Consider the following 25,422-nt stretch of genomic DNA (forward strand, 5'->3'; position numbering starts at 1 on the left):
TCATCGCGGCGCGACGGCGCGCACCGTCGACGTGCTGACGGCGCTGCTGCCGCCGCCTGGCGCCGCCGCGCGCGACGAGGCCTGGACGGCCTGAGCGCGCGCCATCGGAGGGGCGCATCGCCCCGAGCGAAGACGGTCGGCATTGCCGGCCGTTCGCACGTTTACGCGTTCAGCAAACCCTTCTTCTCGATGAAGGCGATCACCTCGGCCACGCCTTCCAGCGCCTTCAGGTTGGTCATCACGTAGGGGCGCTCGCCGCGCATCTTGCGCGTGTCGGAGGCCATGATCTCCAGGTTCGCGCCCACCAGCGGCGCGAGGTCGGTCTTGTTGATCACCAGCAGGTCCGACTTGGTGATGCCGGGGCCGCCCTTGCGCGGGATCTTCTCGCCGCCGGCCACGTCGATCACGTAGATCGTCAGGTCCGACAGCTCGGGGCTGAAGGTGGCCGCGAGATTGTCGCCGCCCGACTCGATGAACACGATGTCGGCATCGGGGAAGCGGCCCAGCATGCGATCGACGGCCTCGAGGTTGATCGAGGCGTCCTCGCGGATCGCCGTGTGCGGGCAGCCGCCGGTCTCGACGCCCATGATGCGTTCCTCGGGCAGGGCGCCCGCCACGGTCAGCAGGCGCTGGTCTTCCTTGGTGTAGATGTCGTTGGTGATCGCCACCAGGTCGTAGCGCTCGCGCATCGCCTTGCAGAGCATCTCGAGCAGGGTGGTCTTGCCGGAGCCGACGGGGCCGCCGATGCCCACGCGCAGCGGCGGCAGTTTCTTGGTACGGCGGGAGGAAGCGGAGGGCGTGTTCATGGTCGTGCGTTCAGGAGCGGAACAGTCGGGAGTACTGGGTTTCGTGCCGCGCCGACAGGATGCCGAGCAGCGGCGCGAAGGTGTTGATCGCCTCGGGCGGCGTGGCCAGCGCGCGGCGCACCGCGGCCGCGATGGTGCCGCGCAGCGAGACCAGGATCTTCTGGCCGGCGAGCTGGCCGAGCGGCACCGCCTTGAGCGCGGCGGCGGCCTGGTTCTCGACCCAGCCGAAGGCATAGGCGGTCAGCGTCGCGTCGGGCGCCGCATCGTGCGCGGCGGCCGCGAAGGCATAGGCGGTGGGCAGCGCGATGGGGCGCATCGCGGCCAGCGTGGCGCGCTGCGCGGCGTCGCCCCATTCGAGCGAGCCGCACAGCTGGGCGAGCGACCAGCCCATCTGCTCGGTCTCGCGGCGCAGTTCGGCCGATTCGCGGCTGGCGATGAATTCCGCATTGGCGTCGAGCAGCGCCTCGGTGTCGTGCCGGCGCCAGCGTTCGAGCTGGTGCGCGACCAGCGGCAGCTCGCCGAGCGCGAGCACGTCGGCCAGGCCGCTGGCGATCCAGTCGCGCGCGCTGTCGGCGTCGCGGATCAGCTCGGCGTCGAGCGCGGCCTCGAAACCCTGCGAATAGCTGAAGGCGCCGATCGGCAGGGCCGGCGAGGCCAGGTGCAGCAGCGCGACGAGTTCAGTCGTGTCCATGGTCGTGGCAATGCTTGCAGTCGTCGCCGTGCCGGTGCTCGTGATCGTGCCGATGTTCGTGCGGATGCGTGTGCGAGGCCGCGCCGTGGGCATGTTCGTGGTCGTGCGAATGCGAATGGGCGTGGCCGTGTTCGTGAGCCGCCCCGTGGTGGGCGTGGTCATGGCCATGCTGATGCGTGTGCGCGCCGTGCGCATGCGCATGATCGTGCCCGTGCGCATGATCGTCGTGATCGTGGCCGTGCCCGTGCGCATGTCCGTGATGCTCGCCATACACCTGCTGCGCGAGCGCGTAGTCTTCCGCGAAGCTCGCGTCGTGGCCGTGCCGATGACCGCCGCCATACGCGCCCGCCTCGGGCTGGAACGGCGCCTCGACGCGTTCGACGCGCGCGCCGAGCCGCGTCAGCATGTCGGCCAGCACCGGATCGTATTCGAGCTTGAGCGTGTCCAGGCCGATCTCGACCGGCGTGTGGCGATTGCCGAGATGGTAGGCCGCGCGCGTGAAGGTCAGCGCATCGGGCGCGCGTACCCGCATCACCGCCTCGGCGGCGGCCACCACGCGCACCAGCGCGCCGTCGTCGGCCACCAGCACGTCGCCGTCGGCCAGCACGGTGCCGCGCGGCAGCACCACGGCCAGCTCCTCGCCGCTGTCGAGCGTGGCCGCGAAGCGGCTGCGGCAGCGCGCGTCGTAGGCCAGCGTGAGGGTCGGCGCGCGGGCCACCAGCGAGGCGGCCAGCTTCACGTTCGGGGCAATGCGTTTGTCGAGAGTGCGCATGAAACGTAATCGGAATTCGGTCAGAACAGGAAGTAGCGCTGCGCCATCGGCAGCACCGTGGCGGGCTCGCAGGTCAGCAACTGGCCGTTGGCCACCACGTCGTAGGTTTCGGGGTCGACCGTGATGCTCGGCCGCCAGGCGTTGTGGATCATGTCGGCCTTGGTCACCGTGCGGCAGCCGCGCACCGCCACCACCTGCTTGGCCAGCCCGTAGCGCGCGGCCACGCCGCGATCGGCCGCCAGTTGCGAGACGAAGGTGAGCGAGGTGCGCCCGAGCGCGCCGCCGCGGGTGGCGAACATCTCGCGGAAATGCACCGGCTGCGGGGTCGGGATCGAGGCGTTCGGGTCGCCCATCTGGGCCACCGCGATCATGCCGCCCTTGAGGATCATGGCCGGCTTCACGCCGAAGAAGGCCGGCTCCCACAGCACCAGGTCGGCCCACTTGCCCGGCTCGATCGAGCCGACCTCGTGGGCGATGCCGTGCGTGAGCGCCGGGTTGATGGTGTACTTCGCGACGTAGCGCTTGGCGCGGAAATTGTCGTTGCGCGCGCCGTCCTCGGGCAGCCGGCCGCGCTGCACCTTCATCTTGTGCGCGGTCTGCCAGGCGCGGATGATCACCTCGCCCACCCGGCCCATCGCCTGCGAATCCGAGGACATCATCGACAGCGCGCCGAGGTCGTGCAGGATGTCCTCGGCGGCGATGGTCTCGCGGCGGATTCGCGATTCGGCGAAGGCCAGGTCCTCGGCGATCGACGGATCGAGGTGATGGCAGACCATCAGCATGTCGAGGTGCTCGTCGAGCGTGTTGATCGTGTAGGGCCGCGTCGGGTTGGTCGACGAGGGCAGCACGTTCAGCTCCGAGCAGACCTTCAGGATGTCGGGCGCATGGCCGCCGCCGGCACCCTCGGTGTGATAGGTGTGGATCGTGCGGCCCTTGAAGGCGGCCACCGTCGATTCGACGAAACCGCCCTCGTTGAGCGTGTCGGTGTGGATCGCCACCTGCGTATCGGTTGCGTCCGCAACCGTCAGGCAGTTGTCGATGGCCGCCGGCGTGGAGCCCCAGTCCTCGTGCAGCTTGAGGCCGATCGCGCCGGCCGCGATCTGTTCCTCGGCCGGCTGCGGCAGGCTCACGTTGCCCTTGCCGAGGAAGCCGATGTTGATCGGCCAGCCGTCGGCGGCCTGCAGCATGCGCTCGAGGTGCCAGGGCCCCGGCGTGCAGGTGGTGGCATTGGTGCCGGCCGCGGGCCCGGTGCCGCCGCCGATCATGGTGGTCACGCCCGAGGCCAGCGCCTCGTCGATCTGCTGCGGGCTGATGAAGTGGATGTGGGTGTCGATGCCGCCGGCCGTGACGATCATGCCCTCGCCGGCGATCACCTCGGTGCCCGCGCCGATCGCGATGGTCACGCCGGGCTGGATGTCGGGGTTGCCGGCCTTGCCGATCGACTGGATGCGGCCGTCCTTGATGGCGATGTCGGCCTTGACGATGCCCCAGTGATCGAGGATCACCGCATTGGTCACCACCGTGTCGGCCACTTCCGCCGCGACGCGCTGCGACTGGCCCATGCCGTCGCGGATCACCTTGCCGCCGCCGAACTTCACTTCCTCGCCGTAGATCGTGCAGTCGCGCTCGACCTCGATCAGCAGTTCGGTGTCGGCGAGGCGGATGCGGTCGCCGGTGGTCGGGCCGAACATTTCCGCGTACGCGCGGCGGCTCAAGCGTAGTGTCATGGTGTCGAATCCTTGGGGCGCCCGGCCGGGGCCGGGCTGCGAACGATGGGAGGGCGCGGGGGCCGGCCTGGCGGGCTCAGAGCTTGCCCATCACCTTGCCCTGGAAGCCGTAGACGATGCGATCCCCCGCCAGCTCGACCAGCTCGACGGTGCGCGTCTGGCCGGGCTCGAAGCGCACGGCGGTGCCGGCGGCGATATTGAGCCGGTAGCCGCGCGCGGCGGCGCGATCGAAGGACAGCGCGTCGTTGACTTCGTGGAAGTGGTAGTGCGAGCCGACCTGCACCGGCCGGTCGCCGGTATTGGCGACCGCCAGCGTGAGCGTGGCGCGGCCGACGTTGAGCTCATGCTCGCCGTCGTCGGTGAGGATTTCGCCGGGGATCATGGTGGGCCTCAGGGAATCGGGTGATGGACGGTGACCAGCTTGGTGCCGTCGGGAAACGTCGCCTCGACCTGGATGTCGGGAATCATCTCGGGCACGCCGTCCATCACGTCCTCGCGCGTGAGCAGGGTGGTGCCGTAGTGCATCACCTCGGCCACGGTCTTGCCGTCGCGGGCGGCTTCCATCAGCGCCGCGGTGATGAACGCGACCGTCTCCGGGTAGTTGAGCTTCAGCCCGCGGGCGCGGCGGCGCTCGGCCAGCAGCGCGGCGGTGAAGATCAACAGCTTGTCCTTCTCTCGTGGGGTCAGCTTCATGAAAGCCTAATGTTTAGCTAGACGTAATGATTCGCGCGTGTGTTGCAGACATGGCAAGCGATCCTAGCATCGCGACCGGTGGCCCGCATGAGGTTCTGTCTGAATGCAAGCCGTGTGCCATGCGGTAGTGCGCTGCGCGGCCCGTTTGCGTGCGCGCGCTCACCGCGCCGGTGCGCGGGGCCGGCGCGGTGCATCGAGATGGTGCGAGGAAGAGAGGGAAGGGGGAGGAGAGCCTCAGGTCTGCCAGAGCCGCAGCGGTTTCGCCTCGACGCCGTGCACCACCGGGCGCAGCCGCGTCCACTGCTCGACGAACAACTGCTGCAGCGCCTCGACCGAGCCGGCCAGCGCGCGCACCAGCATCACGCGCGGCGCGACGCAGGTGGCGCCGGCGCGCAGCGTGTCGGTGAAGGGCAGCGTCGGCGCCAGCGATTCCGCCAGCGCGTCGGTGCAAGCGTCGCCGATCGCCCACAGCGTGCCGTATACGGGGAAGCCGGCCAGCCCTTGCGGTGTCTCGCGCAGCGGCTCGGTCGCGCCCAGGTGCGCGCGCTCGACCCAGAGCGGCTGGCCGTCGGCACCGACGATGCGCGCATACGAGGCGATGCGGCCCACCGACCAGGTTTCGCCGGCGGCCTGCCTGCCCAGTTGCGAGACGTCCCAGCCGATCACGCTGGCGCGTTCGCCGAGCGTCAGCGAAAACTCCAGCGAGGCCTGGGCCGCGTCGAAGAACAGGTTGTTCTGCGGCAGCCAGTCCAGGCGTGCGTCGTCGCCCACCTCGACGGCGATGCGCTGCCGCGCGTCCAGGCCGTTGGACTTGTACCACTTGGTGGCGCCCGGCGTGGTGATCACCGCATGCGAGCCGGCGCCGACGCGCACCGCGATGTCGAGCCGGTCGCCGCCGGCCACGCCGCCGGGCGGATGCACGATCACCGCGTGGCAGATCGCGTCGCCTTCGGGATAGAGCGGGCGCTGGATCCGCAGCGGCCCGTCGTGGCGGCGGTGTACCAGCGCCGTGCGTTGCGCGGATTGCCGCTCGAAGCCGAGCTCGAGCGTGGCGCGCCAGGATTTCTTCGCGGCGGCACCGGTGGTGGCGCTATCGGGTGAGGCGGGGGCGTGCGGATCGTGAGCGGACATCGAACGAACGGAAAGGCATCGGGCAAGGGACCGGGCGAGCGAGCCGCGCGATCCGGACAATCCGGAACCGGCCGCCTGGCTGCTGCGCTTCGACTGCGTTCCGGCGCGGCTCCTGCCGCGCGCCGACATGCTACCTCAGGCGGCCATGCCGGCGCGCGCGGATCAATATTGCGGCCCCGGCTCAGCCGCGTGCCGGCGAGGCGGTCCAGCGATCGCCGAGCAGCGCGCGGTAGCTCGCGTACATGCCCAACACGACCAGCGCGGCCAGCAGCGGCGTGACCACCAGGGCGCGCAGGGCCACCGGCAGCCACGGCGCGGCCAGCGCGTCGGCGCCCAGCGCGAGGGCATGGACCAGCGCGACCGGCAGGTTGCGCAGCACGGCGCGCGCGCTCGCCAGCATCGCCTCGCCGGCCGATGCGCGGCGCAGCACCACCAGGGCCGGCGCGAACCAGAACAGGGCGAGCGCCAGCGCGTAGCAGGGCAGCGCCACCAGCAGTGACAGCGCCTCGGCCTCGAGCGGGTCGGCCGGCACCAGGTGCGACTGGCGCAGGCCATGCGCGGCCGCGTAGCCGGCACCGGCGATCGCGGCCGTCGCGCAGCCGATCGCCAGCAGCGTGTTGCGATGCTCGGCCACCGCGAGCCAGGCCTCGCCGAACGACCAGGCTCGCGCATGGGTGGCGCGTTCCTGCATCAGCACCAGCACGGCGGCCGCCAGCGGCGCGGCCATCGGCGCGAGCAGCGCGAGGCGCGGCGCGAGTTCGAACAGGGTGGCCGTGTCGGCGCAGGCGAGCAGCGCGAACAGCCACCAGACGGGCCGCTGGCGCGCGATCGACAGCCCGTGCGCGAGCCAGCCGGGCAATTGGCGAATCGATACGCCGCGCGGCGTGCCGCGGCGACGCGGATCGTAGGGGCGCGCGACGGCTGCCGCGCTGGAAGCGATGTGCCGGTTCATGACCGTTTCCTCTCGATGAAAAAACACTGCATGAGTCAGGGGGATGGCGCGCCGCGTCAGGCCGCGCCGGTGTCGAGTCGTTCGGTGATGCGTTCGGCCTGGCGGCGCACGTAGCGCACCAGGCCGCGCCAGGTGGCGCGGGTCAGCAGCAGGCAGAGCCAGAGGCCGAGCAGGCCGCTGACCAGCATCGCGAAGCCGTAGAGCAGGGTGCCGATGCGCTCGCCGTGCGAGCCGACGATCACCAGCCGGTCGCGTCCGCTGCCGAGCGCGACGTGGTTGCGGTCGATCTCGATCGAGTCATCGCCGCTCTTCAGGCTCAGGTGCGGGGTGTCGCCCGCGACGAAGGACATGCTGCCGTCGCGGTCCCGGATGTCCCAGGCCATCGACTCGGGCTTGCCGCCCACGCGCGCGGCCGAGACCTTGTCGCCCTGCTTGTCGCGCAGCTCGAGCGCCACCACGTCGATGCGCCGGATCGACCAGCTTTCGCCCTCGACGGTGAACAGCGCGCGCGAGCCGCCGACCGCCTCGACGTGCAGCTTGCCGTCGCGATTGTTCAGCTCGAGGGGCCCCGCCGTGGTGACGATCGATACATGCGTGCCGGCTTGCGGGCGCAGCACGAAGCGCTCGCCGTCCACCCGCAGGTCGGGCACGTTCAGGTGCGCCAGCAGCGCTTCGGTGCTCGCCGCGGCGGTGCCGGCCTGGCTCGCCTTCGGTGCCTCGGGGGCGGGCGGAGCCTGTGGCGCGCTCGCGGCGGCGGACTTCTCGTCGTCATCGTCGTCGTCTTCGTCCGCGTCGCGACGGGCGGCGGCCTTCGCGCCGGCGCGGCCGTCGTCGGAGCCGGCCTCGATGCTGAACGGGATGAAGTCGGCCGAGGGCCAGCCGAACAGGTGATGGCTGCCGAGCATCAGCACGATCGCCAGGCCCGCGGCGAACAGCCCCGCCGACAGCGCATAGGCGGCGGTGAGCAGCAGCAGGTAGAACATGAAGGGCACCAGCAGCAGCAATTGCAGCAGGCCCAGCCCGGCGATCGAGGCGAACACGCGCATCAGGTTGCCGAACGAGCGGCGCGTCTCCCACTGGCGGAAGTTGGCCTGCGCGCGCAGCTCGCGGGCGAGCTTGGCGGGCTCGCCCAGCGCGGCCACCACCTCGGCCTCGCTTCGGCCGGCGGCCAGCGCGTCGCCGATGTACTCGCGGTAGTCGGCGACGATCTCGTCGACCACGTGCTTCGGCAAACTCCGCAGTTCATGCCGCAATTGCTCGATGAATGCGTCCTGCGTCATTGCTGCTCCCCTGTCGCGGTTGGCACGCCGGGCAAGCCGAGCACGCCGTTGACTTCATTGACGAAACTGCGCCATTCCTGTTCCATGCCCGCCAGGCTGCTGCGCCCCGCGGCCGTCAGCGAGTAGTACTTGCGCGGCGGCCCCGAGCTCGACTCGACGAAGTAGGTCGACACCCAGGCCTCGGCCTGCAGGCGCCGCATCAGCGGGTAGATGGTGCCCTCGCTGATTTCCATGGTTTCCGACAGCGTCGAGACGAGTTCGTAGGCGTAGCTGTCCCCGCGTGCCAGCACGGCCAGCACGCACATGTCGAGCGTTCCCTTTTTCAACTGGGTCTTCATGCGAATCCGTCTGCTTTGGTGTGCATTGCAGGGTACCTTGCAATGCACGATTGTTGGCGGGACTTGTTCCGTCGAGCCATGGGCTGCAATGTAGCAGCCGGTATTGTTTTATGCAAGGTACTGTTTCATGCACGACAGCGGAGGCGGGAAAAACCGCGCCCGGCAAGCGCGACGGCCTTGCCGGGCGGGCGAGGGAAGAATACGGGGGCGCGATGGCGGGCATCGAGCGCCGCCCGCCATCGGGGTGACCTGCATGGCGCCGGCGGCCGGGAGCCGGCCGGCGCCGTGCCGATCGGAGCCGATCAGCTGCCGGACAGGCTGAAGGTCGGCGAGCGGTAGCCGATCCCGGCGCGGCCCAGCTTCGGCAGCTCGCGCTGCTTGAGCACGGTGGCGAAGCCGGCCCAGTCCTGGTTCAGCGCGTCCTTGTCGACCAGGTGCGTGTCGCCGAGCTTGTAGCGCACGCCGGCCGCGTACGGGCGCTCCCAGTCGGCGCGATGCCAGGCGCGCTCGGCCAGTGCCAGCAGGCGCGGGTACACCATGTACTCGAACTCGCTGTCGTTGCGCATCACCTCGCCCCAGGCCTGGCCCTGCATGCCTTCCAGGCGCGGCGCGGCGCCGGTGCCGGTCACCTCGAACGGATTGCCGTCGCGGTCGCCGATCACCTCGGCGTTCTGCGGCAGGTTCTCCGGCGCGAACGAGAACACCTTGTACTCGTCGGTCGCGTGTGAGCCCCAGTAGTAGCCGCGCTCACGCGGGTTGGTGGTGTAGGGGAAGTCGAAGTAGAGGTAGTCGGGCAGGGCCAGCACGGTGCGATAGCCCTTCGCGCTCCAGTCCCGCGCGCTGTCGGCGGCGCCCCAGAACAGCGTGTCCCACAGCGTCACCATGGTGTTGCGGGTGCTGAAGTCCTGCGGGCCGTTGGCATGCTTGAGGCCGTCCTGCCAGGCCGCCATGGTGCCGATGCCGTTGGCCGCGACCTGCGCGCTGACCTGCTGCGCGAAGCGCGTCGGCAACTCCTCGGTCGACTTGATCTCGCCGCGCTGCAGCAGGGCGGTGCACATCGGCGAGCGGGCCCAGGGCAGGTCCTGCGCGGCCTGGTCGACGCGGCCCTTGTTCGGGTCGGTGCCGTTGAGCGGCTGGAAGCCGGCGCCGAGCAGGATGTTCTTGGCCTCGTCGCCGCCGAAGTGCCAGATCGGCAGCGGCGCCTGCGCATCGGCGTACATCGCGGCGATCTCGCGGATCACCTTGGTGGCGAACTTCAGCGAGCCGGGCGCGCAGGGGTTGAGATAGCTGCGGCGATCGTAGAACTGCACCGACAGCGTGTTCGAGGTGTCCTGCGGATCGACCAGCCGGTACTCGCTGGCCTCGCGCTCGCGGCCGAGCGCGTGGAACAGCCGGTAGCGCACCTCCATCGACTGCACCGCGGCGCGCGCGTGGGCCGGCATGTCGATCTCGGGGATCACGTCGACGAAGCGCTCGGCCGCGTAGCGCAGCAGCGAGACGTATTCGTCGCGACGCAGGTAGCCGCCGCCCGAGCGGTTGTCCGGCCCCGAGCCGAGTTGCGGCAGCAGGCACAGCGTCTCGCTCGGATCGTGGCAGCGGCGCGAGCCCACCGCCGTCAGCTCGGGCAGGCCGGGGATCTCGATGCGCCAGCCCTCGTCGTCGGACAGGTGCAGGTGCAGGCGGTTGAGCTTGTAGGCGCTCATCTGGTCGATCAGCTTGCGCAGCGTGTCGGCGTGCTTGAAGTTGCGCGCCAGGTCGGCGTGCATGCCGCGATGCGGGAAGCGCGGCGCGTCCTCCACCTGCATGGCCGGGATCCGGCCGCCGCCGGCCGGCGTCAGCGAGAACAGCGTCTGCACGCCGTAGTAGAGGCCGGTCTGGTCGTAGGCCTCGATGTTCGCGCCCTGGCGCGTGATCGAGAGCCGGTAGCCGCCGGGGATCGCGATGTCGGCGGGCAGTTGTTGCGGCACGATGCTGCCGCGCACCGGCAGGCCCGAGCCGCCCAGGCCCAGCTCGCCGGCGCGCTCGCGCAGGGCCGCCACGTGGTTGGCCGCGAGGCCGGTGAGTGCCAGCTGCACGCCGCGCAGCTCCACCGTGTCGTTGCCGAGGCGCTCGCGCTTCACGCTCGGCAGGGCGCGCGACGCCACCGGCTGGACTGCGACGGGCGGCGCGTTGCCAGTCGAGCTGCTCTGCGCGTCGGCCGGCAGCGAATCGACGTAGCGCGTCTCGTCGTCGGTGTCGTTGTGGCGCAGCACGGTCGGCAGCGCGCCCGAGACGATCACGTAGGGGCGCGGCAGCAGATCGCTGTAGCGCAGGAACCAGTATTCGGCCACGAAGGGCACGGTCAGGCGTGCGCCGGGCGCGAGCGTGACCGCGCCGGGCTTGGGCGTCAGCTCGTAGAGGTCGCCCGTCAGGTGGCGCAGCGTGAAGCCGGGATGGTCGATGCGCAGCAGGCGCCGGATGCTGTGCAGGTAGAGCTTCCAGCCGTCGCCGCTGATGCGCGCCTGGCCGCGGTTCTCGAGGATCAGCCGGCCGGTGGCGCAGCTCGCCGAATCGGCGCCGAGATCGGCACAGGGCACGCCGGCCGCGTTCGCGTTGTTGTTGTCGATCGCGTAATGCAGCATCAGGTCGCGGCCGAGCTGGGCCGACAGCAGGAACGGGCTGAGGATGCCGCCGGGAGGCCGGGCCTGCGCGCCGGGCGTGGCAGGTGCGCCCGGCATCGGCGCGTTGAAGGTCTGGGCGGATTGCGCGCCGGCGGCGGCCGGTAGCACGGCGGCCGCGATCAGGGCGGCCTTCAGGAGCAGCGTTCGGTTCATCGGATTTCCCCAAGAGGATGCGGCGAATCAAGGCCCGGGAGCCCGGGATCGTGGCGGCCGGTGTGTCCAGGAAACGGGCGCGCGACGGCACGCGCGATGCCCGATGGGCATCGCGGATCGGTGGCGCGGCAATCGTCAAACGGGTGCGGCGGATGCAGCAGGTGCTGAGGCGGGCTGGACGCCGGGGCGCGCTCGCGCGCGTGCCGGCGGCAGCGGAACTACGGGAATGGCGTGGGGCAGGGTCGGCCGCCGGCATGCCGGCAAGCCTGGGGCGCAACGCGGCGCGCCGAAGCGGAATTCTTCATGTCTCCCCCTCTCAGTGGGACGCGGCCTGTCGTCAGCCTTGCGCGAAATATTACGAAATCTCCAATTGGTGTTCAAGTGGTATTGATTTGGAATTGAACTGGCATTAACCCGAATGCCTGGGAAAGAATCGGGGCGGGGAGGGGACGGGCAAGGGGGAAGCGGGCGGGGCCGCGGCCGGCGAGGCGCTCGCGATCGGCGGGCTTGTCGTGGAAATCCGGGGCGCGGGGGGCGCCCCGGGAGCGGGGGGAGACGGGGAGGCGGGGAAGGCTCAGACGGCGATCAGCTCGCGCACGCCCTTGGCGTCCATCTCGTCGGCGGCGCCGCCGGCGACGATCTCGCCGCGGCTCATCACCCAGTAATGATCGGCGATCGACTTCGCGAAGTCGTAATACTGCTCGACCAGCAGCACGGTCATCCCGGTTTCGTCGACCAGTTGCCGCAGCGTGCGGCCGATGTCCTGGATGATCGAAGGCTGGATGCCCTCGGTCGGTTCGTCGAGGATCAGCAGTTGCGGCTCGCTCATCAGCGCGCGGCCGATCGCGAGCTGCTGCTGCTGGCCGCCGGAGAGATCGCCGCCGCGCCGCGTGCGCATCTCGCGCAGCACCGGGAACAATTCGTAGATGCGATCCGGCACCTTCGAGGGTGCCTTGCGGCTGGCCGCGCCCACCAGCAGGTTCTCCTCCACGGTCAGGCGCGGGAAGATATCGCGGCCCTGCGGCACGTAGGCGAGCCCGGCGGCGACACGCGCATGCGGCGCCAGCGCGTCGAGCGGCTTGCCGCGCCAGGCGATCTGCCCGTTCTTCGCGGCCACCACGCCCATCAGGCAGCGCAGCAGGGTGGTCTTGCCCACGCCGTTGCGGCCGAGCAGAACGGTCAGCTTGCCTTCCTCGGCGCTCAGGTTGACGTTGCGCAGGATATGGCTGCCGCCGTAGAACTGGTTGAGGGAATCGATCTTCAGCATAAGCTAGTTGTCCTTCAGATTCGTCAACGGCCGAGGTAGGACTCGATCACGGCCTCGTCGCGCTTGACCTGATCGAGCGTGCCTTGCGCGAGCACCGCGCCTTCGGCCATCACGGTCACGCAGCCGGTTTCGCCGGCCAGCGCCGCGACGAATTCCATGTCGTGCTCGACCACCATCATCGAGCAGCTGCCGCGCAGCGCGTTCAGCAACTGCGCCAGCTCCATTGTCTCGTGGTCGGTCATGCCAGCCGCGGGTTCGTCGAGCAGCAGCAGGGCCGGCTGCTGCATCAGCAGCATGCCGATCTCGAGCCGCTGCTTCTGGCCGTGCGAGAGCTCGCCGGCCAGGCGGTAGGCGCTGTCCTCGAGCTTGATCAGCGCGAGCGTGTCCTCGATGCGGCGCTGCGCCGAGCGGTCGAGCCGCGCGCGCAGCGAGGCCAGCCAGCCCTTGTCGGTCTTCATCGCCAGCTCGAGGTTCTCCCAGACCGGGTGCGCCTCGAACACGGTCGGCTTCTGGAACTTGCGGCCGATGCCGGTGCGCGCGATCTCGGGCTCGCTCATGCGCGACAGGTCGAGGGTCTGGCCGAGGAACACCTTGCCCGCGTCGGGCCGGGTCTTGCCGGTGATCACGTCCATCATGGTGGTCTTGCCGGCGCCGTTCGGGCCGATCACGCAGCGCAGCTCGCCCGCGTCGATCGACAGCGACAGCTTCCTCAACGCGCGAAAGCCATCGAAGCTGACCTCGATGTCCTCCAGGTAGAGGATGGTGCCGTGCGAGGTATCGATCGCGCCGGGCTCGACCACGCGCGCCATCGAGGCCACGCCGCTGAGGGTGAGCGCCTCGGCGCCGCCGTCGGGCTGGGCCAGGTCGGGCATCATGCCGTTCTCGTTCATCGACGCGCTCCGCGTTTGATCAGGGAATCGACCAGGCCGACGATGCCGCGCGGCATCAGCAGCGGCACCAGCACGAAGATCAGGCCGAGGAAGAACAGCCAGTATTCGGCGAAGTAGGCGGTGAAGAAGCTCTTCGCGCCGTTCACCGCGAAGGCGCCGACGATCGGCCCGATCAGCGTGCCGCGCCCGCCCACCGCCACCCAGATCGCCATCTCGATCGAGTTGCCCGGCGACATCTCGCTGGGGTTGATGATGCCGACCTGCGGCACGTACAAGGCGCCGGCGATGCCGCACAGCACGGCCGAGACGGTCCAGATGAACAGCTTGTAGGCGAGCGGGCTGTAGCCGAGGAACATCAGGCGCGTTTCGCCGTCGCGCACGGCGGTGACCACCCGGCCGAGCTTCGAGGTGACGATCGCGCGCGCGGCGAGGAAGGCCAGCACCAGGGTGGCGAAGCTCGCGAGCAGCAGCACCGTGCGCATGCCGGGCGAGGTGATGCCGTAGCCGGCGAGGCGCTTGAAGTCGGTGAAGCCGTTGTTGCCGCCGAAGCCGGTCTCGTTGCGATAGAACAGCAGCATCGCCGCGAAGGTCATGGCCTGGGTGATGATCGACAGGTAGACGCCCTTCACGCGCGAGCGGAAGGTGAAGAAGCCGAACACCCAGGCGACCACGGCCGGCACTAGCACCACCAGCGCGAGCGCCACCGCGAGGTGGTCCGAGCCGCTCCAGTACCAGGGCAGCGACTTCCAGTTCAGGAACACCATGAAGTCGGGCAGGCTGCTGCCGTAGACGCCGTCGTGGCCGATCTCGCGCATCAGGTACATGCCGATCGCATAACCGCCGAGCGCGAAGAACAGCCCGTGGCCCAGGCTCAGGATCCCGCAGTAGCCCCATACCAGGTCGAGCGCGAGCGCGCCGATCGCGTAGCACATGAACTTGCCGGCGATCGTCATCGCATAGGCGGACAGGTGGAAGGCGCTCGATTCGGGCACCACCAGCGCGGCCAGCGGCACGCCGATGCCGATCGCGATGCACAGCGCGATCAGCGCGAGCCAGGCGCGCCGCGACAGCAGCGCCGCGCGCGGCGGCAGGCCCAGCGCGAAGCCGGGCGCGCCGCCCGCGACGGGCGTGGGCACCGTGGCCGGCGCCAGCGAGGAAGAGGAAGTGATCGAGGTCATGGTTCAGGCCTCCGCGCTGCGGCCCTTCAGGGCGAACATGCCCTGCGGGCGTTTCTGGATGAACAGCACGATCATCACCAGCACCGCGATCTTGGCGAGCACGGCGCCCCAGAACGGTTCGATCGCCTTGCTGACCAGCCCCAGGCCGAAGCCGCCCACCACGGTGCCGGCGATCTGGCCGACGCCGCCCAGCACCACCGCCATGAAGGAGTCGATGATGTAGTTCTGGCCGAGGTCGGGGCCGACGTTGCCGATCTGCGAGAGCGCGCAGCCGCCCAGGCCCGCGATGCCGGCGCCGAAGGCGAAGGCATAGGAATCGACGCGCGCGGTCTTCACGCCCACGCAGGCCGCCATCCGGCGGTTCTGCGTGACGGCGCGCACGAACAGGCCGAGCCGGGTCCTGGTCAGCACGCCCCAGGCGATCGCCACCACCAGCAGCGAGAACACCAGGATCGCGATGCGGTTGTACGGCAGGATCAGGTTCTGCATCAGGGTCACGCCGCCGCTCATCCAGGACGGGTTCGAGACCTGCACGTTCTGCGCGCCGAAGATCATGCGGGTGGCCTGGATCAGGATCAGGCTCACGCCGAAGGTGGCCAGGAGCGTTTCCAGCGGGCGGCCGTAGAGATGCTTGAGCACGGTGCGCTCCAGCACGATGCCCACCAGCGCCGCCGCCGCGAAGGAGGCCGGCACGGCCACCAGCGGGTACCAGTCGAAGGCGCCCGGCGCGTAGCGCTGGAACAGCGTCTGCACCACGTAGGTGGCGTAGGCGCCGATCATCAGGAATTCGCCGTGCGCCATGTTGATCACGCCGATCAGGCCGTAGGTGATGGCCAGGCCCAGCGCGGCCAACAGCAGCACGCTGCCGAGCGAGAGGCCGGCGAACAGGGTGCTGGCGATCTCGCCGCGCTCCTGCAGCGAGTGCAGCGCGTCGAGCCCTTGCTGGGCGGCGGCGCGCACCCGCGCATCGGGCTCGGCGTAGCTGCCGTCGGCCTGCCTGGCCACCAGCGGGCGCAGCTGCTCGATCATGTCGAGGTCGTGGCGCGCGGCCACCACGTCGACCGCCTCGAGCCGCCTGGCGGGATCGGCGTCGTGCAGCGCGGCGATCGCCCACAGCGCGTCGAGCCGGCGCTTGAGCGTGGCATCGCTTTCCCTGGCGCGGGCCTTGTCGATCAGCGGCTTGAGCGAGGCATCGGGATTCTTCAGCAGCGCATCGACGGCGGCCGTGCGCGTGGCGAGATCGGGCGAGGCCAGGTCGAGGCCCGACAGCGCGTTGGCGACCTTGCTGCGCAGCAGGTTGTTGAGCGTCACGGCTTGCGCGTCGCCGGGCTGCACGGCGGCGCCCGAGAGGGCGTCCTTGGTGCTGCCGTCGTCGGCTTGCAGCAGCAGCCGGCCGTCGTCGGCGGCCAGCGCGGTGCCGTCGGCCAGCGCATGCAGCAGGCCGACCGAGGCGGCGTCGCCGGCCGCGGCCAGATGATCGATCGCCGCCAGTTTCGCGTCGAAGTCGTCGCCGGCCAGCGCGGCCGTGTCGGCGGCGTCGAGGGCGAAGGCGGCGGGGCTGCCGAGCGCGAATGCCGCGCAAACCAGCAGCATCCGCAGGAAGGGGCGCAGTGTCATGGGAGGGATCCGTCGAGCGAGGACATCGCGGGGCATGAGCGGCACGAGCCGAGCCTCATGCCCCGGTACGGCGAATTACGCCAGCGCGGCGGCGCGGCGGCGGCGCAGGAAGTCGCCGATCGAGCTGACCACGTCGGGCTTGCCCGCGTTGCCCGGAATGTAGGGGCTCCACGGCTGGGCGCGCACCGTGGTCTTGGTGCGCCAGACCACGTTGAACTGCCCGTCGGCGCGGATCTCGCCGATCATCACCGGCTTGTGCAGGTGGTGGTTGCCGTCCATCTCCAGCACGAAGCCCGAGGGCGCGTTGAACTTCTGGCCGACCATCGCCGTGCGCACCTTGTCGACGTCCGTGCTCTTGGCCTTCTCGACCGCCTGCTTCCACATGTGGATGCCGACATAGGTCGCCTCCATCGGGTCGTTGGTCACGCGCTTGGCGCCGCCGGGCAGGTTGTTCTTCTTGACCCAGTCCGCGAACATCGCCTTGAACTTGGCGTTCTCCGGGTTGCGCAGCGACATGAAGTAGTTCCAGGCGGCCAGGTTGCCGACCAGCGGCTTGGTGTCGATGCCGCGCAGCTCCTCTTCGCCCACCGAGAAGGCCACCACCGGCACGTCGGTGGCCTTGAGGCCCTGGTTGCCGAGCTCCTTGTAGAAGGGCACGTTCGAATCGCCGTTGATGGTCGAGATCACGCAGGTCTTGCCGCCCTGCGAGAAGGTGCGGATGTTCGAGACGATGGTCTGGTAGTCGCTATGGCCGAAGGGCGTGTAGACCTCCTGAATATCCGCGTCCTGCACGCCCTTCGATTTCAGGAAGGCGCGCAGGATCTTGTTGGTGGTGCGCGGGTACACGTAGTCGGTGCCGAGCAGGAAGAAGCGCTTGGCGCCGCCGCCCTCGGCGCTCATCAGGTATTCGGTGGCGGGAATCGCCTGCTGGTTCGGCGCCGCGCCCGTGTAGAACACGTTGCGCGACATCTCCTCGCCTTCGTACTGCACCGGGTAGAACAGCAGGCCGTTGAGTTCCTCGAACACCGGCAGCACCGACTTGCGCGACACCGAGGTCCAGCAGCCGAACACCACCGCCACCTTGTCCTGGGTCAGCAGGCCGCGCGCCTTCTCGGCGAACAGCGGCCAGTTCGAGGCCGGGTCGACCACCACCGGCTGCAGCTGGCGGCCCATCACGCCGCCGGCCTTGTTGATTTCCGCGATGGTCATCAGCGCGGTGTCCTTCAGCGAGGTCTCGGAGATCGCCATCGTGCCGGACAGCGAATGCAGCACGCCAACCTTGATCGGCCCCTTGTCCTCGGCGTGGGCGAGCGGCAGGCGCCCCGCCAGCGTGAGTGCACCGGCCATCGATCCGATCTTCAACAGACTGCGACGCTTCATCGAGTTCCCCTTGACGTGTTGGCATGATTGCGCCGAGCCGGCGCTTCGAGGAGCGATAACGCAAGGCATGTGCCAGCGGGCCCGGAATCCCCAGGCGACGGGGCTCGGCAGGGCTTTTTGTTCGCCGGGCGAGCCGTCGCGGTGCAGGCGCGCGGCATGCCGATGAGCCGCGGCGGTGCAAGGGCGCGGCCGATCGTGGTGCATCGGCGGGCGATGCACAGCCGACGATCATGCGTGTGCGCGATGCGTGCGGCGCCCGCACGTTCGGGACGCATCGCACGCACCGCGATGTATCGGGAAGGGGGAGCGGCGGGGCGGCGCCCCGCGCGCGGGCATCGGCGGCGCACAAAAACGAACGCCGCTGCCTGGAGGGCAGCGGCGTTGGGGAGCGAGGCGCTCGGGACGGCTTGCTTCGGCTCGCGAGGGGCCGGGGCCCGCCCGGCGGATCAGTAGCGCGGGACGGCCGGATCGACGTCGCGCGACCAGGCGTCGATGCCGCCCTGGAGGTTGTAGAGCTTCGTGAAGCCGCGCGATTCGAGGAACATCGCGACCTGCGCGCTGCGCATGCCGTGATGGCAGACGCAGACGATCTCGGCTTCGTCGTCGAGCTCCTCGCTGCGCGCGGGGATCTGCTGCATCGGGATCGACACGCTGCCCGCGATGCTCGCGGTGGCGATCTCCCACGGTTCGCGCACGTCGAGCACGAGCGGCGCGGGGCGGGACGAATCGGCCAGCCAGGCGGCCAGGGCGGGGGCGGTCAGGATCTGCATCGGCATGAGGATATCGGGGTGGCGTGGATCAGAATTTGAAGCGCGAGGGCTCCATGGCGTTGACGAGGTGGTCGACGTAGGTCTCGAACACGTCGGCGACGCGGAACTGCTTGTCGTCGATGCGCGTGATGATCTGCGCCTTCATGACCGGGCGCGAGCCGACGAAGGCGGCCAGCCGGCCGCCCACCTTCAGTTGCTCCAGCAGCTCCTGCGGCACCACCGGCAGGCCGCCCGAGACGCAGATCACGTCGTAGGGGCCCTTCTCGGGCAGGCCGCGCGCGGCGTCGGCCAGCACCACCTCGGCATTGCTCACGCCGTTGTCGCGGAGCTTGTCGGCGGCGAACTGCACCAGGGCCGGGTCGATGTCGACCGTCACCACGTGCTGGCCGCGATGGGCCAGCAGGGCGGCCATGTAGCCCGAGCCGGCGCCGATCTCGAGGATGCTCTCGTGCTTCTTGACCGCCAGCTCCTGCAGCATGCGCGCCTCGACGCGCGGGGCCAGCATCTTCTGGCCGCCCGGCAGCGGCAGTTCCAGATCGGCGAAGGCCAGATCACGGTAGACGCTCGGCACGTACAGCTCGCGCTTGACGACCGACAGCAGGCTCAGGACCTCAGGGTCCAGCACTTCCCACGGCCGGATCTGCTGTTCGATCATGTTGAAACGCGCATTGTCGATGTTCATGGTGGTCTTGCCGCGGGGCGGCCGTCAGCGGGGAAATTGAGTGACCGATTGTACCAAACGCCTCGCCATCGCTGCGCCCGGACGCGGCGGCGGGATGCCATCGCGCAAGGCCGCGCGGCGCCCGGGACGACGGGGGAGCGAGGCGGGCGGGGCTGCCATGCCACGGCGGGCCGGCACCGCGCCGCGCCATGGATCGGCAGGGCGCCGGCGGCGCCCGTCTCAGCCCTTGGCCTTGCGGATCTTGTCCTCGAAGGTCTCGTCGAGCTTGCTGGCCTTGCGCGGCGCCGGCGGCGAGAGGCCGTTGACGAAGGCCACGAACTCGTCGAGCGGCAGCGGCGCGCAGAGCTTCTCGAGGCTGCCGCTGGCGCGGTCGGTCAGGTAGAACAGGTCGCCCGGCACGCTGACGGCGGCATAACGCGGATTGCCGGTGCGGGTCTTCAGGCGTTCGACCGCGTGGGTCGCTTTGGTCGTGCGCATGGGGGAACGGCGAAAAGCGGGAAACCGCCACTGTAGCGCAGATGGCGGGCGGCCCGCCGGGCCCGGTTCAGAGCGTGCGCGAGCAGCGGCCGGCCATCGCGTCCGACAGGTAGGCGTCGAAGCACATCGCGATATTGCGCACGAACGGCCTCCCGGCGGGGCGGATCGTCAGGCAGCCCGGTTCGATCGCGACCAAGCCGTCGCGCTCGAATTCGCGCAGCGCGGCCAGTTCGCGGGCGAAGCGATCGGCGAAGCGGATCCCGTAGGTGACCTCGATCTCGGCGAAGGGCAGGGTGGCATGGCACATCAGGCGCATGATCACGTCGCGGCGCAACCGGTCCTCGGCGCTCAGCCGCCGGCCGCGCGCGATCGGCAGCCGGCCCGCGTCGATCGCCGCGCCCCAGGCGGCGAGATCCTTGGCGTTCTGCGCGTAGACGTCGCCGACCTTGCCGATCGAGGACATGCCCACGCCGATCAGGTCGGTGTCGGCGCGCGTGCTGTAGCCCTGGAAGTTGCGCTGCAGCGTGCCCTTGCGCTGGGCGGCGACCAGCTCGTCGGAGGGCCGCGCGAAATGGTCCATGCCGATGTAGATGTAGCCGGCATGCGTGAGCGTCTCGATCGCCAGGCCCAGCAGGGCCACGCGCGCGGCCGGCGGCGGCAGGCCGGCCGCGTCGATGCGGCGCTGCATCTTGAACAGCTGCGGCAGGTGCGCGTAGCCGAACACGGAGATCCGGTCCGGCGCCAGCTCGATCACGGCGGCGAGCGTGCGCGCGAAGGTCTCGACGGTCTGCTTCGGCAGGCCGTAGATCAGGTCGACGCTGACCGAGCGGTAGCCCACCAGGCGCGCGGCCGAGATCAGGCTGGCGGTGAGTTCGATCGGCTGCTCGCGGTTGACCGCGCGCTGCACCTCGGGATCGACATCCTGCACGCCGAGGCTGAGCCGGTTGAAGCCCTGCATGCGCAGGTGGGCGAGGGTGGCGGGCGTGGCGGTGCGCGGGTCGATCTCGATCGAGATCTCGGCCTCGTTGTCCGCGGCGATCGGGAAATGGGCGCGGGTGGCGGCCATCAGCTCGGCCATCTGCGCGTCCGACAGGAAGGTGGGCGTGCCCCCGCCCCAATGCAGCTGCGTGATCACGCGATCCGGATCGAAGCAGCGCGCCTGCAGCGCGAGCTCGCGCTTGAGGCGGTCCAGGTAGGGGCGCGCGTGGGCGCGGTTGCGGGTGGCGATGCGGTTGCAGCCGCAATAGAAGCAGGCCGTCGCGCAGAACGGGATGTGCACGTACAGCGACAGCTCGCTGGAGGCCGCGCCCGGGTCGGCCGCCGCGCGCTCGTAGTCGGCGATGCCGAAGGCCTCGTCGAATTGCAGCGCGCTCGGGTAGGAGGTGTAGCGCGGGCCGTTCGCCGTGTATTTCGCCAGCAAATCGGGACGGAACAGGGGGGAGGATGAGCAGGACGTCATGTAGGAATCGACAGGCGACGAGCGACGCGGTTCAGTCTAGTGGCTTCCCGTCTTAACGAGATAAGCCGATCTGGGCGAAGTTTGCGATGGCACAATGCGGGTTCGCGCGGCGGAGCCGGTCTTGGGGCCGGCCCTCGCCGCCTGGTTGAATCAGTGCGGGTTTTTCGACGTGAACGTAGCAGTCAAGCAAGGGGCGGATGCCGCGCATGCGTGCCGCGAGGGATGCGGCGCCTGTTGCATCGCGCCCTCGATTTCGAGCCCGATCCCGGGCATGCCCGACGGTAAGCCGGCCGGCGTGCCTTGCGTGCAATTGGGCGAGGACCTGCGCTGCGCGATCTTCGGCCGTCCCGAGCGCCCCGCGTGCTGCGCCGGGCTGCAGCCGCAGGCCGAGATGTGCGGGGCCTCGCGCGGCGAGGCGCTGGCCTGGCTGACCCGGCTCGAGACCGCGACGCGCCCCGCCTCTTGAGCAGGAGATCTGGCATGACCCCATCCCGTGCGAACGGCCGTCGTCGTTTCGTGACGGCCGCGCTCGCGGCCATGGCCGTATCGGCGTCGCTGGCCGCCTGCGGCGCGACGCCCACCTTTCCGTTCATCCCGAACCACTACACGTTCTCGAAGAACGACGTGCAGCGCGCGGTGGCGCGCAAGTTCCCTTACCAGCGCACCGTCTCGCAGGTGCTCGACGTGGCGCTCGCGAACCCGGCGGTGGGGCTGCTGCCCGAGCAGAACCGCATTGCGGTGCAGCTCGACGCGCGTTTCGCCAGCCCGTTCCTGCGCGAGCCGGTGAACGGGACGTTTACGGTCTCCGCGCAACTGGCTTACGATCCGGCCAGCCTGTCGGTGGTGCTGCGCGCGCCGGCCGTGGACAGCGTGAACCTGCAGGGCGACGCGCAGGCCTATGCGTCGCAGGTCGGGCAGGCTGCCGGGCTGCTCGCCACGCAGGTGCTGACCAACTATCCGATCTACACCTTCAAGCCCGAACAATTGCAATTTGCCGGGGTTAACTACGAACCCGGTACAATTACGATCCTTACAAACGGCATACGCGTCGAGATCGTCGAGAAATGACGGCATCGAGCGCGCGGCCGGCCGGGTCGCGTGCTGGATCGACGGGGGGCGACCCGTTTCTGCAACTCTGACGAACGGGCGAAGGATGGACTGGATACTGATCTGCAAGGCGCTGATACTTGGCGTCGTCGAAGGGCTGACGGAGTTTCTCCCGGTGTCGAGCACCGGCCATCTGATCGTCGCCGGCAGCTTCCTCGACTTCAACGCCGAGCAGGAGAAGACCTTCGACGTGGTGATCCAGTTCGGCGCGATCCTCGCCGTGTGCTGGGAATACCGGCGCCGGATCGGCACCGTGGTGGCGGGGCTGCCGACGCGGCCCGAGGCGCGCCGTTTCGCGCTGAACGTGGTGATCGCGACGCTGCCGGCGATCGCGCTGGCCCTGATGTTCGAGAAGGCGATCAAGCGCCTGCTGTTCTCGCCGGTGCCGGTGGCCTTCGCGCTGGTGGCCGGCGGCCTGGTGATCCTGTGGGCGGAGGCGCGCCAGCGCGATCGTAGCGAGCCGGCCCGCGTGATGTCGATCGACGCGCTGAGCCCGCTCGACGCGCTGAAGGTCGGCATCGCCCAGTGCTGCGCGCTGATCCCCGGCGTCTCGCGCTCGGGCTCGACCATCATCGGCGGCATGCTGGCCGGCCTCGACCGGCGCGTGGCGACCGAATTCTCGTTCTTCCTCGCGATCCCGATCATCTTCGGCGCGACCTTCTATGAAACCGTGAAGGACTGGCACGCGTTCTCGGTCGATTCGGTCGGGCTGTTCGCGGTGGGGATGGTGGCGGCCTTCGTCAGTGCCTTCGCCTGCGTGCGCTGGCTGCTGCGCTACGTGGCCTCGCACGATTTCACGGCGTTCGCGTGGTACCGGATCGTGTTCGGGCTGCTGGTCCTGCTGGTCGGCTACAGCGGTTGGCTCGACTGGAGTTGAGCCGGCGCTGCAGTTGCCGCGCATGAAAAAGCGGTCATGCATCCTGTCGATGCATGACCGCTTTTTTTTCGTTCGGGCTCCTCGCGATTCGAGGGGCGGGCGCCGGGATGAAGCTCAGCCGGCGCGCTTGCGGAACACCAGGTCCCAGACGCCGTGGCCGAGCTTCAGGCCGCGTCGTTCGAACTTGGTGACGGGGCGATAGTCGGGGCGCGGCGCGTAGCCCTCGGCGGTGTTCTCGAGTTGGGGATCGGCGCCGAGCACTTCGAGCATCTGCTCCGCGTAGTTCTGCCAGTCGGTGGCGCAGTGCAGGTAGCCGCCCGGCTTCAGGCGCGCCACCAACTGCGCGACGAAGGGCGGCTGGATCAGGCGGCGCTTGTGATGGCGCGCCTTGTGCCACGGATCGGGGAAGAAGATGTGGACGCCGTCGAGGCTGTCGGGCGCGAGCATGTTCTCGAGCACTTCCACCGCGTCGTGCTGGATGATGCGGATGTTGCTCAGATCCTGTTCGCCGATCAGCTTCAGCAGCGCGCCAACGCCGGGCTCGTGCACCTCGACGCCGAGGAAATCGTCGTCGCGGCGATGCGCGGCGATCTCGGCCGTCGAGCCGCCCATGCCGAAACCGATCTCGAGGATGCGCGGCGCCTGGCGGCCGAACACGGCGTTCCAGTCGGGCTGCTCGGGCTGGTAGGGCAGGACATAGCGCGGGCCGAATTCGTCGAGCGCGCGGCGCTGGCCCGTCGACACGCGGCCGGCGCGCGTCACGAAGCTGCGGATGCGGCGCAGGTGCAGCGGGTTGACGTCGTCGGACGGCGTGGCGGAGGCGGCATGGCTGCCGTCATCGTCGGGCGTGCCGTCTTGCGGCAGGCCGGTGTCGTTGGGATCGTGGATCATCGTGTTCAGAATGGACGAGTCGCGCGCTGGCTGCCGGTGCGAGGCGCAGCGCGGCGGTGTGCCTGGTTCGTCGCGTGGTTCGTATCGCCGATCGCCGGCTTGGGCCGAGGCTCGGGAGCGCCGGCCCGGTACGAAAAAGCCGCCTTCATGAGGCGGCTTCGCGCGCGCTTCGGGCTATTTTATCTGTTGCCTGCTGCCTGACAGAGAGCCGCGAAGAGGTACGTAATCTGGAGCGGGCGATGGGAATCCTATCCAGAATCCCGCAAACCCCCGCCAATCCTACATCCACACACACCTGTGCACAAAAAATAGGCAAAAAAGTGTGGGTGAAAAGCGTGGGTATTTAACCCAAGCTGGGCCGAAGTATATCAATAACCGGGCGAGACGGGCCGCTGACCTAGACCCCGGCATCAACCAACGTCATGACAGCTTGATCGGGCGCTACTCCGCATGCCCGGCACCAATCCAGATAAAGCAGTACATCCATGTAGCGTTCGCCGCGTTCGATTTTTGAAAGATACGACTGATCTATGCTCAGGCGAGCGGCAAGCTCAACCTGGGTTAGACCGGCATCTTTACGCAACACCTTAAGGTGCGCCCGAAGAGCCTCATAGCGAGGGTGATGAATTGAGGGGAGCATGGCGCAATGCTCCCTGCTACATCAAAATAGGCCACTTCGGCCTATTTTGCGCTAATATCCGGCCGAGCAGGATCTAGAGATAAGTGCAATCAATCGGATCGGGGGGCGAAATGCGTGTGAAAGTGGCAGTGGCAGCAGTGCTGGCGGTGTCGTTGGCCGCATGCGGTGGCGGTGGCAGCGGTAGCAGCGGCAACAACGGCGGTGGGAACAACCAGACAAGTTCACAAGGAGGCGGCGCGTCGTCGCCGATTGTCCCGACCGATGCCCAGATCCTGACCGACATCGCCACGAGTCAAGGAACGACGACAAACACGCCGATCTGGGATACATCGCAGGCCTACGGCTCGGTCGGCAATCCGTTCAAGGGTGGTGTCGACGGCCAGCATTCCTATCGTTGGAACATCGAGCGCGATGGCCTGATCCCGATTCTGGATACCAGTAATCGTCCCGAACTGACCACGGCACTGAACAATCTGGAAGACGCGGCTGGCAGAAAGCTCTTCAACCGGCTTCCGGCGACGACGAATTCCGCATCCGTGACTCGGGGCATCGTCTTCAACAATGTGACGCCGCCTACGCAGGGCACGAGTGAGCCGAACAATTGCGGCGAGGTTTACGCGAACCGGCAGAACATGTTCGGCCTGTGGGTCGATCCGACTTATTCCATCGATCCGCCGTTGGCTTCCGACTGGCAGGCCGAAGTGGATTCCAGCCCGCTCATCAATCCGCGCACGACATTCAACGTGGATGTCGATTTCAGCAACGCGAACTGCGCACCCTTCGAGCCGCTCGTTGAGCACGAGCTGCTGCATGCGCTCGGGCTGACGAATCACTTTGATGGCTTTGGTCAGGGCAGCGGCGGAAACTGCAACGGGGCTCTGTGCACCGACCGGGCCTATCCCGTTCTGAAAACGCTGTATGCGAATCCGCCGATGACGGTCATCGCGAACATGGCAATTGCACGATGACAGCACAATTCACCGG

The 25,422-nt window shown here is 69.0% G+C and carries 26 protein-coding genes; 4 read left to right on the forward strand and 22 right to left on the reverse strand.

The genetic code is table 11. The features are described 5' to 3' along the window. Window positions 1-161: 161 nt before the first annotated feature. The 20 genes from ureG to hemN form a co-directional block, all read right to left on the reverse strand. Window positions 162-806 (reverse strand): urease accessory protein UreG, encoded by a 645-nt coding sequence (ureG, locus tag F3J10_RS00880; RefSeq protein ID WP_025098765.1) that lies wholly within the window; start codon window positions 804-806, stop codon window positions 162-164. A 10-nt stretch (window positions 807-816) separates the two neighbouring features. Further along, window positions 817-1,497 (reverse strand): urease accessory protein UreF, encoded by a 681-nt coding sequence (locus F3J10_RS00885; protein ID WP_025098766.1) that lies wholly within the window; start codon window positions 1,495-1,497, stop codon window positions 817-819. Continuing rightward, a complete protein-coding gene (gene ureE, locus F3J10_RS00890) occupies window positions 1,484-2,269 on the reverse strand; it encodes an urease accessory protein UreE (RefSeq protein ID WP_167240586.1) in 786 nt (261 codons plus the stop codon). The genes F3J10_RS00885 and ureE overlap by 14 nt, the downstream gene beginning before the upstream one ends. A 20-nt stretch (window positions 2,270-2,289) precedes the next feature. Continuing rightward, on the reverse strand, window positions 2,290-3,996 hold the full coding sequence (ureC, locus tag F3J10_RS00895; protein WP_017919632.1) for an urease subunit alpha: 1,707 nt from the start codon (window positions 3,994-3,996) through the stop codon (window positions 2,290-2,292). Between the two features lie 76 nt (window positions 3,997-4,072). Next, window positions 4,073-4,378: an urease subunit beta gene (locus F3J10_RS00900; protein ID WP_013696859.1), complete on the reverse strand. Its 306-nt coding sequence runs from the start codon at window positions 4,376-4,378 to the stop codon at window positions 4,073-4,075. Between the two features lie 8 nt (window positions 4,379-4,386). Next, the gene (locus tag F3J10_RS00905) at window positions 4,387-4,689 is read right to left on the reverse strand and encodes an urease subunit gamma (RefSeq protein WP_025098768.1); all 303 of its coding nucleotides are present in this window, start codon (window positions 4,687-4,689) and stop codon (window positions 4,387-4,389) included. Between the two features lie 234 nt (window positions 4,690-4,923). Beyond that, the gene (locus F3J10_RS00910; RefSeq protein ID WP_167234427.1) at window positions 4,924-5,820 is read right to left on the reverse strand and encodes an urease accessory protein UreD; all 897 of its coding nucleotides are present in this window, start codon (window positions 5,818-5,820) and stop codon (window positions 4,924-4,926) included. A 181-nt stretch (window positions 5,821-6,001) separates the two neighbouring features. Beyond that, window positions 6,002-6,772 carry a BPSS1780 family membrane protein gene (locus tag F3J10_RS00915; protein ID WP_167240588.1) on the reverse strand — a complete coding sequence of 257 codons (771 nt, stop codon included), beginning with the start codon at window positions 6,770-6,772 and terminating at the stop codon, window positions 6,002-6,004. 56 nt (window positions 6,773-6,828) lie between these two features. Continuing rightward, window positions 6,829-8,052, reverse strand: a complete 1,224-nt coding sequence (locus F3J10_RS00920) for a DUF1700 domain-containing protein (RefSeq protein ID WP_167240590.1) — start codon at window positions 8,050-8,052, stop codon at window positions 6,829-6,831. Next, on the reverse strand, window positions 8,049-8,390 hold the full coding sequence (locus F3J10_RS00925) for a PadR family transcriptional regulator (RefSeq protein ID WP_025098772.1): 342 nt from the start codon (window positions 8,388-8,390) through the stop codon (window positions 8,049-8,051). Before F3J10_RS00925 ends, F3J10_RS00920 begins: the two co-directional genes overlap by 4 nt. A gap of 302 nt (window positions 8,391-8,692) precedes the next feature. Next, entirely contained in the window at window positions 8,693-11,203 is a 2,511-nt protein-coding gene (locus F3J10_RS00930; RefSeq protein ID WP_167240592.1) for a family 20 glycosylhydrolase, read from the reverse strand. A gap of 574 nt (window positions 11,204-11,777) precedes the next feature. Next, a complete protein-coding gene (gene urtE, locus F3J10_RS00935; protein ID WP_013696866.1) occupies window positions 11,778-12,470 on the reverse strand; it encodes an urea ABC transporter ATP-binding subunit UrtE in 693 nt (230 codons plus the stop codon). A gap of 23 nt (window positions 12,471-12,493) precedes the next feature. Further along, window positions 12,494-13,360: an urea ABC transporter ATP-binding protein UrtD gene (urtD, locus tag F3J10_RS00940; RefSeq protein ID WP_025102064.1), complete on the reverse strand. Its 867-nt coding sequence runs from the start codon at window positions 13,358-13,360 to the stop codon at window positions 12,494-12,496. Then, complete coding sequence (gene urtC / locus F3J10_RS00945; protein ID WP_025102063.1) at window positions 13,357-14,538, reverse strand: urea ABC transporter permease subunit UrtC; 1,182 nt, start codon at window positions 14,536-14,538, stop codon at window positions 13,357-13,359. The genes urtD and urtC overlap by 4 nt, the downstream gene beginning before the upstream one ends. Window positions 14,539-14,541: 3 nt before the next feature. After that, complete coding sequence (urtB, locus tag F3J10_RS00950) at window positions 14,542-16,155, reverse strand: urea ABC transporter permease subunit UrtB (protein WP_167240594.1); 1,614 nt, start codon at window positions 16,153-16,155, stop codon at window positions 14,542-14,544. 75 nt (window positions 16,156-16,230) lie between these two features. After that, on the reverse strand, window positions 16,231-17,535 hold the full coding sequence (gene urtA, locus F3J10_RS00955) for an urea ABC transporter substrate-binding protein (protein ID WP_025102061.1): 1,305 nt from the start codon (window positions 17,533-17,535) through the stop codon (window positions 16,231-16,233). A gap of 446 nt (window positions 17,536-17,981) precedes the next feature. Continuing rightward, window positions 17,982-18,305, reverse strand: coding sequence for a rhodanese-like domain-containing protein (locus tag F3J10_RS00960; protein WP_025102060.1), 324 nt, complete (start codon window positions 18,303-18,305; stop codon window positions 17,982-17,984). Window positions 18,306-18,333: 28 nt separating this feature from the next. Continuing rightward, entirely contained in the window at window positions 18,334-18,987 is a 654-nt protein-coding gene (locus F3J10_RS00965; protein WP_025102059.1) for a protein-L-isoaspartate O-methyltransferase, read from the reverse strand. Window positions 18,988-19,206: 219 nt separating this feature from the next. Further along, window positions 19,207-19,464: a hypothetical protein gene (locus tag F3J10_RS00970; protein ID WP_167240596.1), complete on the reverse strand. Its 258-nt coding sequence runs from the start codon at window positions 19,462-19,464 to the stop codon at window positions 19,207-19,209. Between the two features lie 67 nt (window positions 19,465-19,531). Beyond that, window positions 19,532-20,923 (reverse strand): oxygen-independent coproporphyrinogen III oxidase, encoded by a 1,392-nt coding sequence (hemN, locus tag F3J10_RS00975; RefSeq protein ID WP_025102057.1) that lies wholly within the window; start codon window positions 20,921-20,923, stop codon window positions 19,532-19,534. A gap of 169 nt (window positions 20,924-21,092) precedes the next feature. On the opposite strand from hemN, the gene F3J10_RS00980 reads away from it, so the two are divergent. The 3 genes from F3J10_RS00980 to F3J10_RS00990 all read left to right on the forward strand — a co-directional run bounded on the left by F3J10_RS00980 (window position 21,093) and on the right by F3J10_RS00990 (window position 22,907). Then, window positions 21,093-21,389: a YkgJ family cysteine cluster protein gene (locus F3J10_RS00980; protein ID WP_025102056.1), complete on the forward strand. Its 297-nt coding sequence runs from the start codon at window positions 21,093-21,095 to the stop codon at window positions 21,387-21,389. 14 nt (window positions 21,390-21,403) lie between these two features. Continuing rightward, on the forward strand, window positions 21,404-21,991 hold the full coding sequence (locus tag F3J10_RS00985) for a DUF1439 domain-containing protein (protein WP_167240598.1): 588 nt from the start codon (window positions 21,404-21,406) through the stop codon (window positions 21,989-21,991). 85 nt (window positions 21,992-22,076) lie between these two features. After that, the gene (locus F3J10_RS00990; RefSeq protein WP_025102054.1) at window positions 22,077-22,907 is read left to right on the forward strand and encodes an undecaprenyl-diphosphate phosphatase; all 831 of its coding nucleotides are present in this window, start codon (window positions 22,077-22,079) and stop codon (window positions 22,905-22,907) included. Between the two features lie 114 nt (window positions 22,908-23,021). Here F3J10_RS00990 and trmB read toward each other — a convergent pair whose 3' ends face one another. Both trmB and F3J10_RS01000 read right to left on the reverse strand, forming a co-directional pair. Next, entirely contained in the window at window positions 23,022-23,798 is a 777-nt protein-coding gene (gene trmB / locus F3J10_RS00995; RefSeq protein ID WP_060006038.1) for a tRNA (guanosine(46)-N7)-methyltransferase TrmB, read from the reverse strand. A 397-nt stretch (window positions 23,799-24,195) separates the two neighbouring features. Continuing rightward, window positions 24,196-24,438, reverse strand: a complete 243-nt coding sequence (locus F3J10_RS01000; RefSeq protein WP_167240600.1) for a helix-turn-helix transcriptional regulator — start codon at window positions 24,436-24,438, stop codon at window positions 24,196-24,198. A 116-nt stretch (window positions 24,439-24,554) separates the two neighbouring features. Here F3J10_RS01000 and F3J10_RS01005 point away from each other — a divergent pair, with 116 nt between their 5' ends. Then, window positions 24,555-25,406 (forward strand): hypothetical protein, encoded by an 852-nt coding sequence (locus F3J10_RS01005; protein WP_167240602.1) that lies wholly within the window; start codon window positions 24,555-24,557, stop codon window positions 25,404-25,406. Window positions 25,407-25,422 lie beyond the last annotated feature (16 nt).

Origin of the sequence: Burkholderia sp. Cy-637, from assembly GCF_011753175.1 — a bacterium.
Classification (GTDB): Bacteria; Pseudomonadota; Gammaproteobacteria; order Burkholderiales; family Burkholderiaceae; genus Burkholderia; species Burkholderia gladioli.

Excerpts from the sequence above, each read along its gene's own strand:
- ureG (WP_025098765.1), bottom strand. The coding sequence starts at position 806 with ATGAACACGCCCTCCGCTTCCTCCCGCCGTACCAAGAAACTGCCGCCG.
- F3J10_RS00885 (WP_025098766.1), bottom strand. The coding sequence starts at position 1,497 with ATGGACACGACTGAACTCGTCGCGCTGCTGCACCTGGCCTCGCCGGCC.
- ureE (WP_167240586.1), bottom strand. The coding sequence starts at position 2,269 with ATGCGCACTCTCGACAAACGCATTGCCCCGAACGTGAAGCTGGCCGCC.
- ureC (WP_017919632.1), bottom strand. The coding sequence starts at position 3,996 with ATGACACTACGCTTGAGCCGCCGCGCGTACGCGGAAATGTTCGGCCCG.
- F3J10_RS00900 (WP_013696859.1), bottom strand. The coding sequence starts at position 4,378 with ATGATCCCCGGCGAAATCCTCACCGACGACGGCGAGCATGAGCTCAAC.
- F3J10_RS00905 (WP_025098768.1), bottom strand. The coding sequence starts at position 4,689 with ATGAAGCTGACCCCACGAGAGAAGGACAAGCTGTTGATCTTCACCGCC.
- F3J10_RS00910 (WP_167234427.1), bottom strand. The coding sequence starts at position 5,820 with ATGTCCGCTCACGATCCGCACGCCCCCGCCTCACCCGATAGCGCCACC.
- F3J10_RS00915 (WP_167240588.1), bottom strand. The coding sequence starts at position 6,772 with ATGAACCGGCACATCGCTTCCAGCGCGGCAGCCGTCGCGCGCCCCTAC.
- F3J10_RS00920 (WP_167240590.1), bottom strand. The coding sequence starts at position 8,052 with ATGACGCAGGACGCATTCATCGAGCAATTGCGGCATGAACTGCGGAGT.
- F3J10_RS00925 (WP_025098772.1), bottom strand. The coding sequence starts at position 8,390 with ATGAAGACCCAGTTGAAAAAGGGAACGCTCGACATGTGCGTGCTGGCC.
- F3J10_RS00930 (WP_167240592.1), bottom strand. The coding sequence starts at position 11,203 with ATGAACCGAACGCTGCTCCTGAAGGCCGCCCTGATCGCGGCCGCCGTG.
- urtE (WP_013696866.1), bottom strand. The coding sequence starts at position 12,470 with ATGCTGAAGATCGATTCCCTCAACCAGTTCTACGGCGGCAGCCATATC.
- urtD (WP_025102064.1), bottom strand. The coding sequence starts at position 13,360 with ATGAACGAGAACGGCATGATGCCCGACCTGGCCCAGCCCGACGGCGGC.
- urtC (WP_025102063.1), bottom strand. The coding sequence starts at position 14,538 with ATGACCTCGATCACTTCCTCTTCCTCGCTGGCGCCGGCCACGGTGCCC.
- urtB (WP_167240594.1), bottom strand. The coding sequence starts at position 16,155 with ATGACACTGCGCCCCTTCCTGCGGATGCTGCTGGTTTGCGCGGCATTC.
- urtA (WP_025102061.1), bottom strand. The coding sequence starts at position 17,535 with ATGAAGCGTCGCAGTCTGTTGAAGATCGGATCGATGGCCGGTGCACTC.
- F3J10_RS00960 (WP_025102060.1), bottom strand. The coding sequence starts at position 18,305 with ATGCAGATCCTGACCGCCCCCGCCCTGGCCGCCTGGCTGGCCGATTCG.
- F3J10_RS00965 (WP_025102059.1), bottom strand. The coding sequence starts at position 18,987 with ATGAACATCGACAATGCGCGTTTCAACATGATCGAACAGCAGATCCGG.
- F3J10_RS00970 (WP_167240596.1), bottom strand. The coding sequence starts at position 19,464 with ATGCGCACGACCAAAGCGACCCACGCGGTCGAACGCCTGAAGACCCGC.
- hemN (WP_025102057.1), bottom strand. The coding sequence starts at position 20,923 with ATGACGTCCTGCTCATCCTCCCCCCTGTTCCGTCCCGATTTGCTGGCG.
- F3J10_RS00985 (WP_167240598.1), top strand. The coding sequence starts at position 21,404 with ATGACCCCATCCCGTGCGAACGGCCGTCGTCGTTTCGTGACGGCCGCG.
- F3J10_RS00990 (WP_025102054.1), top strand. The coding sequence starts at position 22,077 with ATGGACTGGATACTGATCTGCAAGGCGCTGATACTTGGCGTCGTCGAA.
- trmB (WP_060006038.1), bottom strand. The coding sequence starts at position 23,798 with ATGATCCACGATCCCAACGACACCGGCCTGCCGCAAGACGGCACGCCC.
- F3J10_RS01000 (WP_167240600.1), bottom strand. The coding sequence starts at position 24,438 with ATGCTCCCCTCAATTCATCACCCTCGCTATGAGGCTCTTCGGGCGCAC.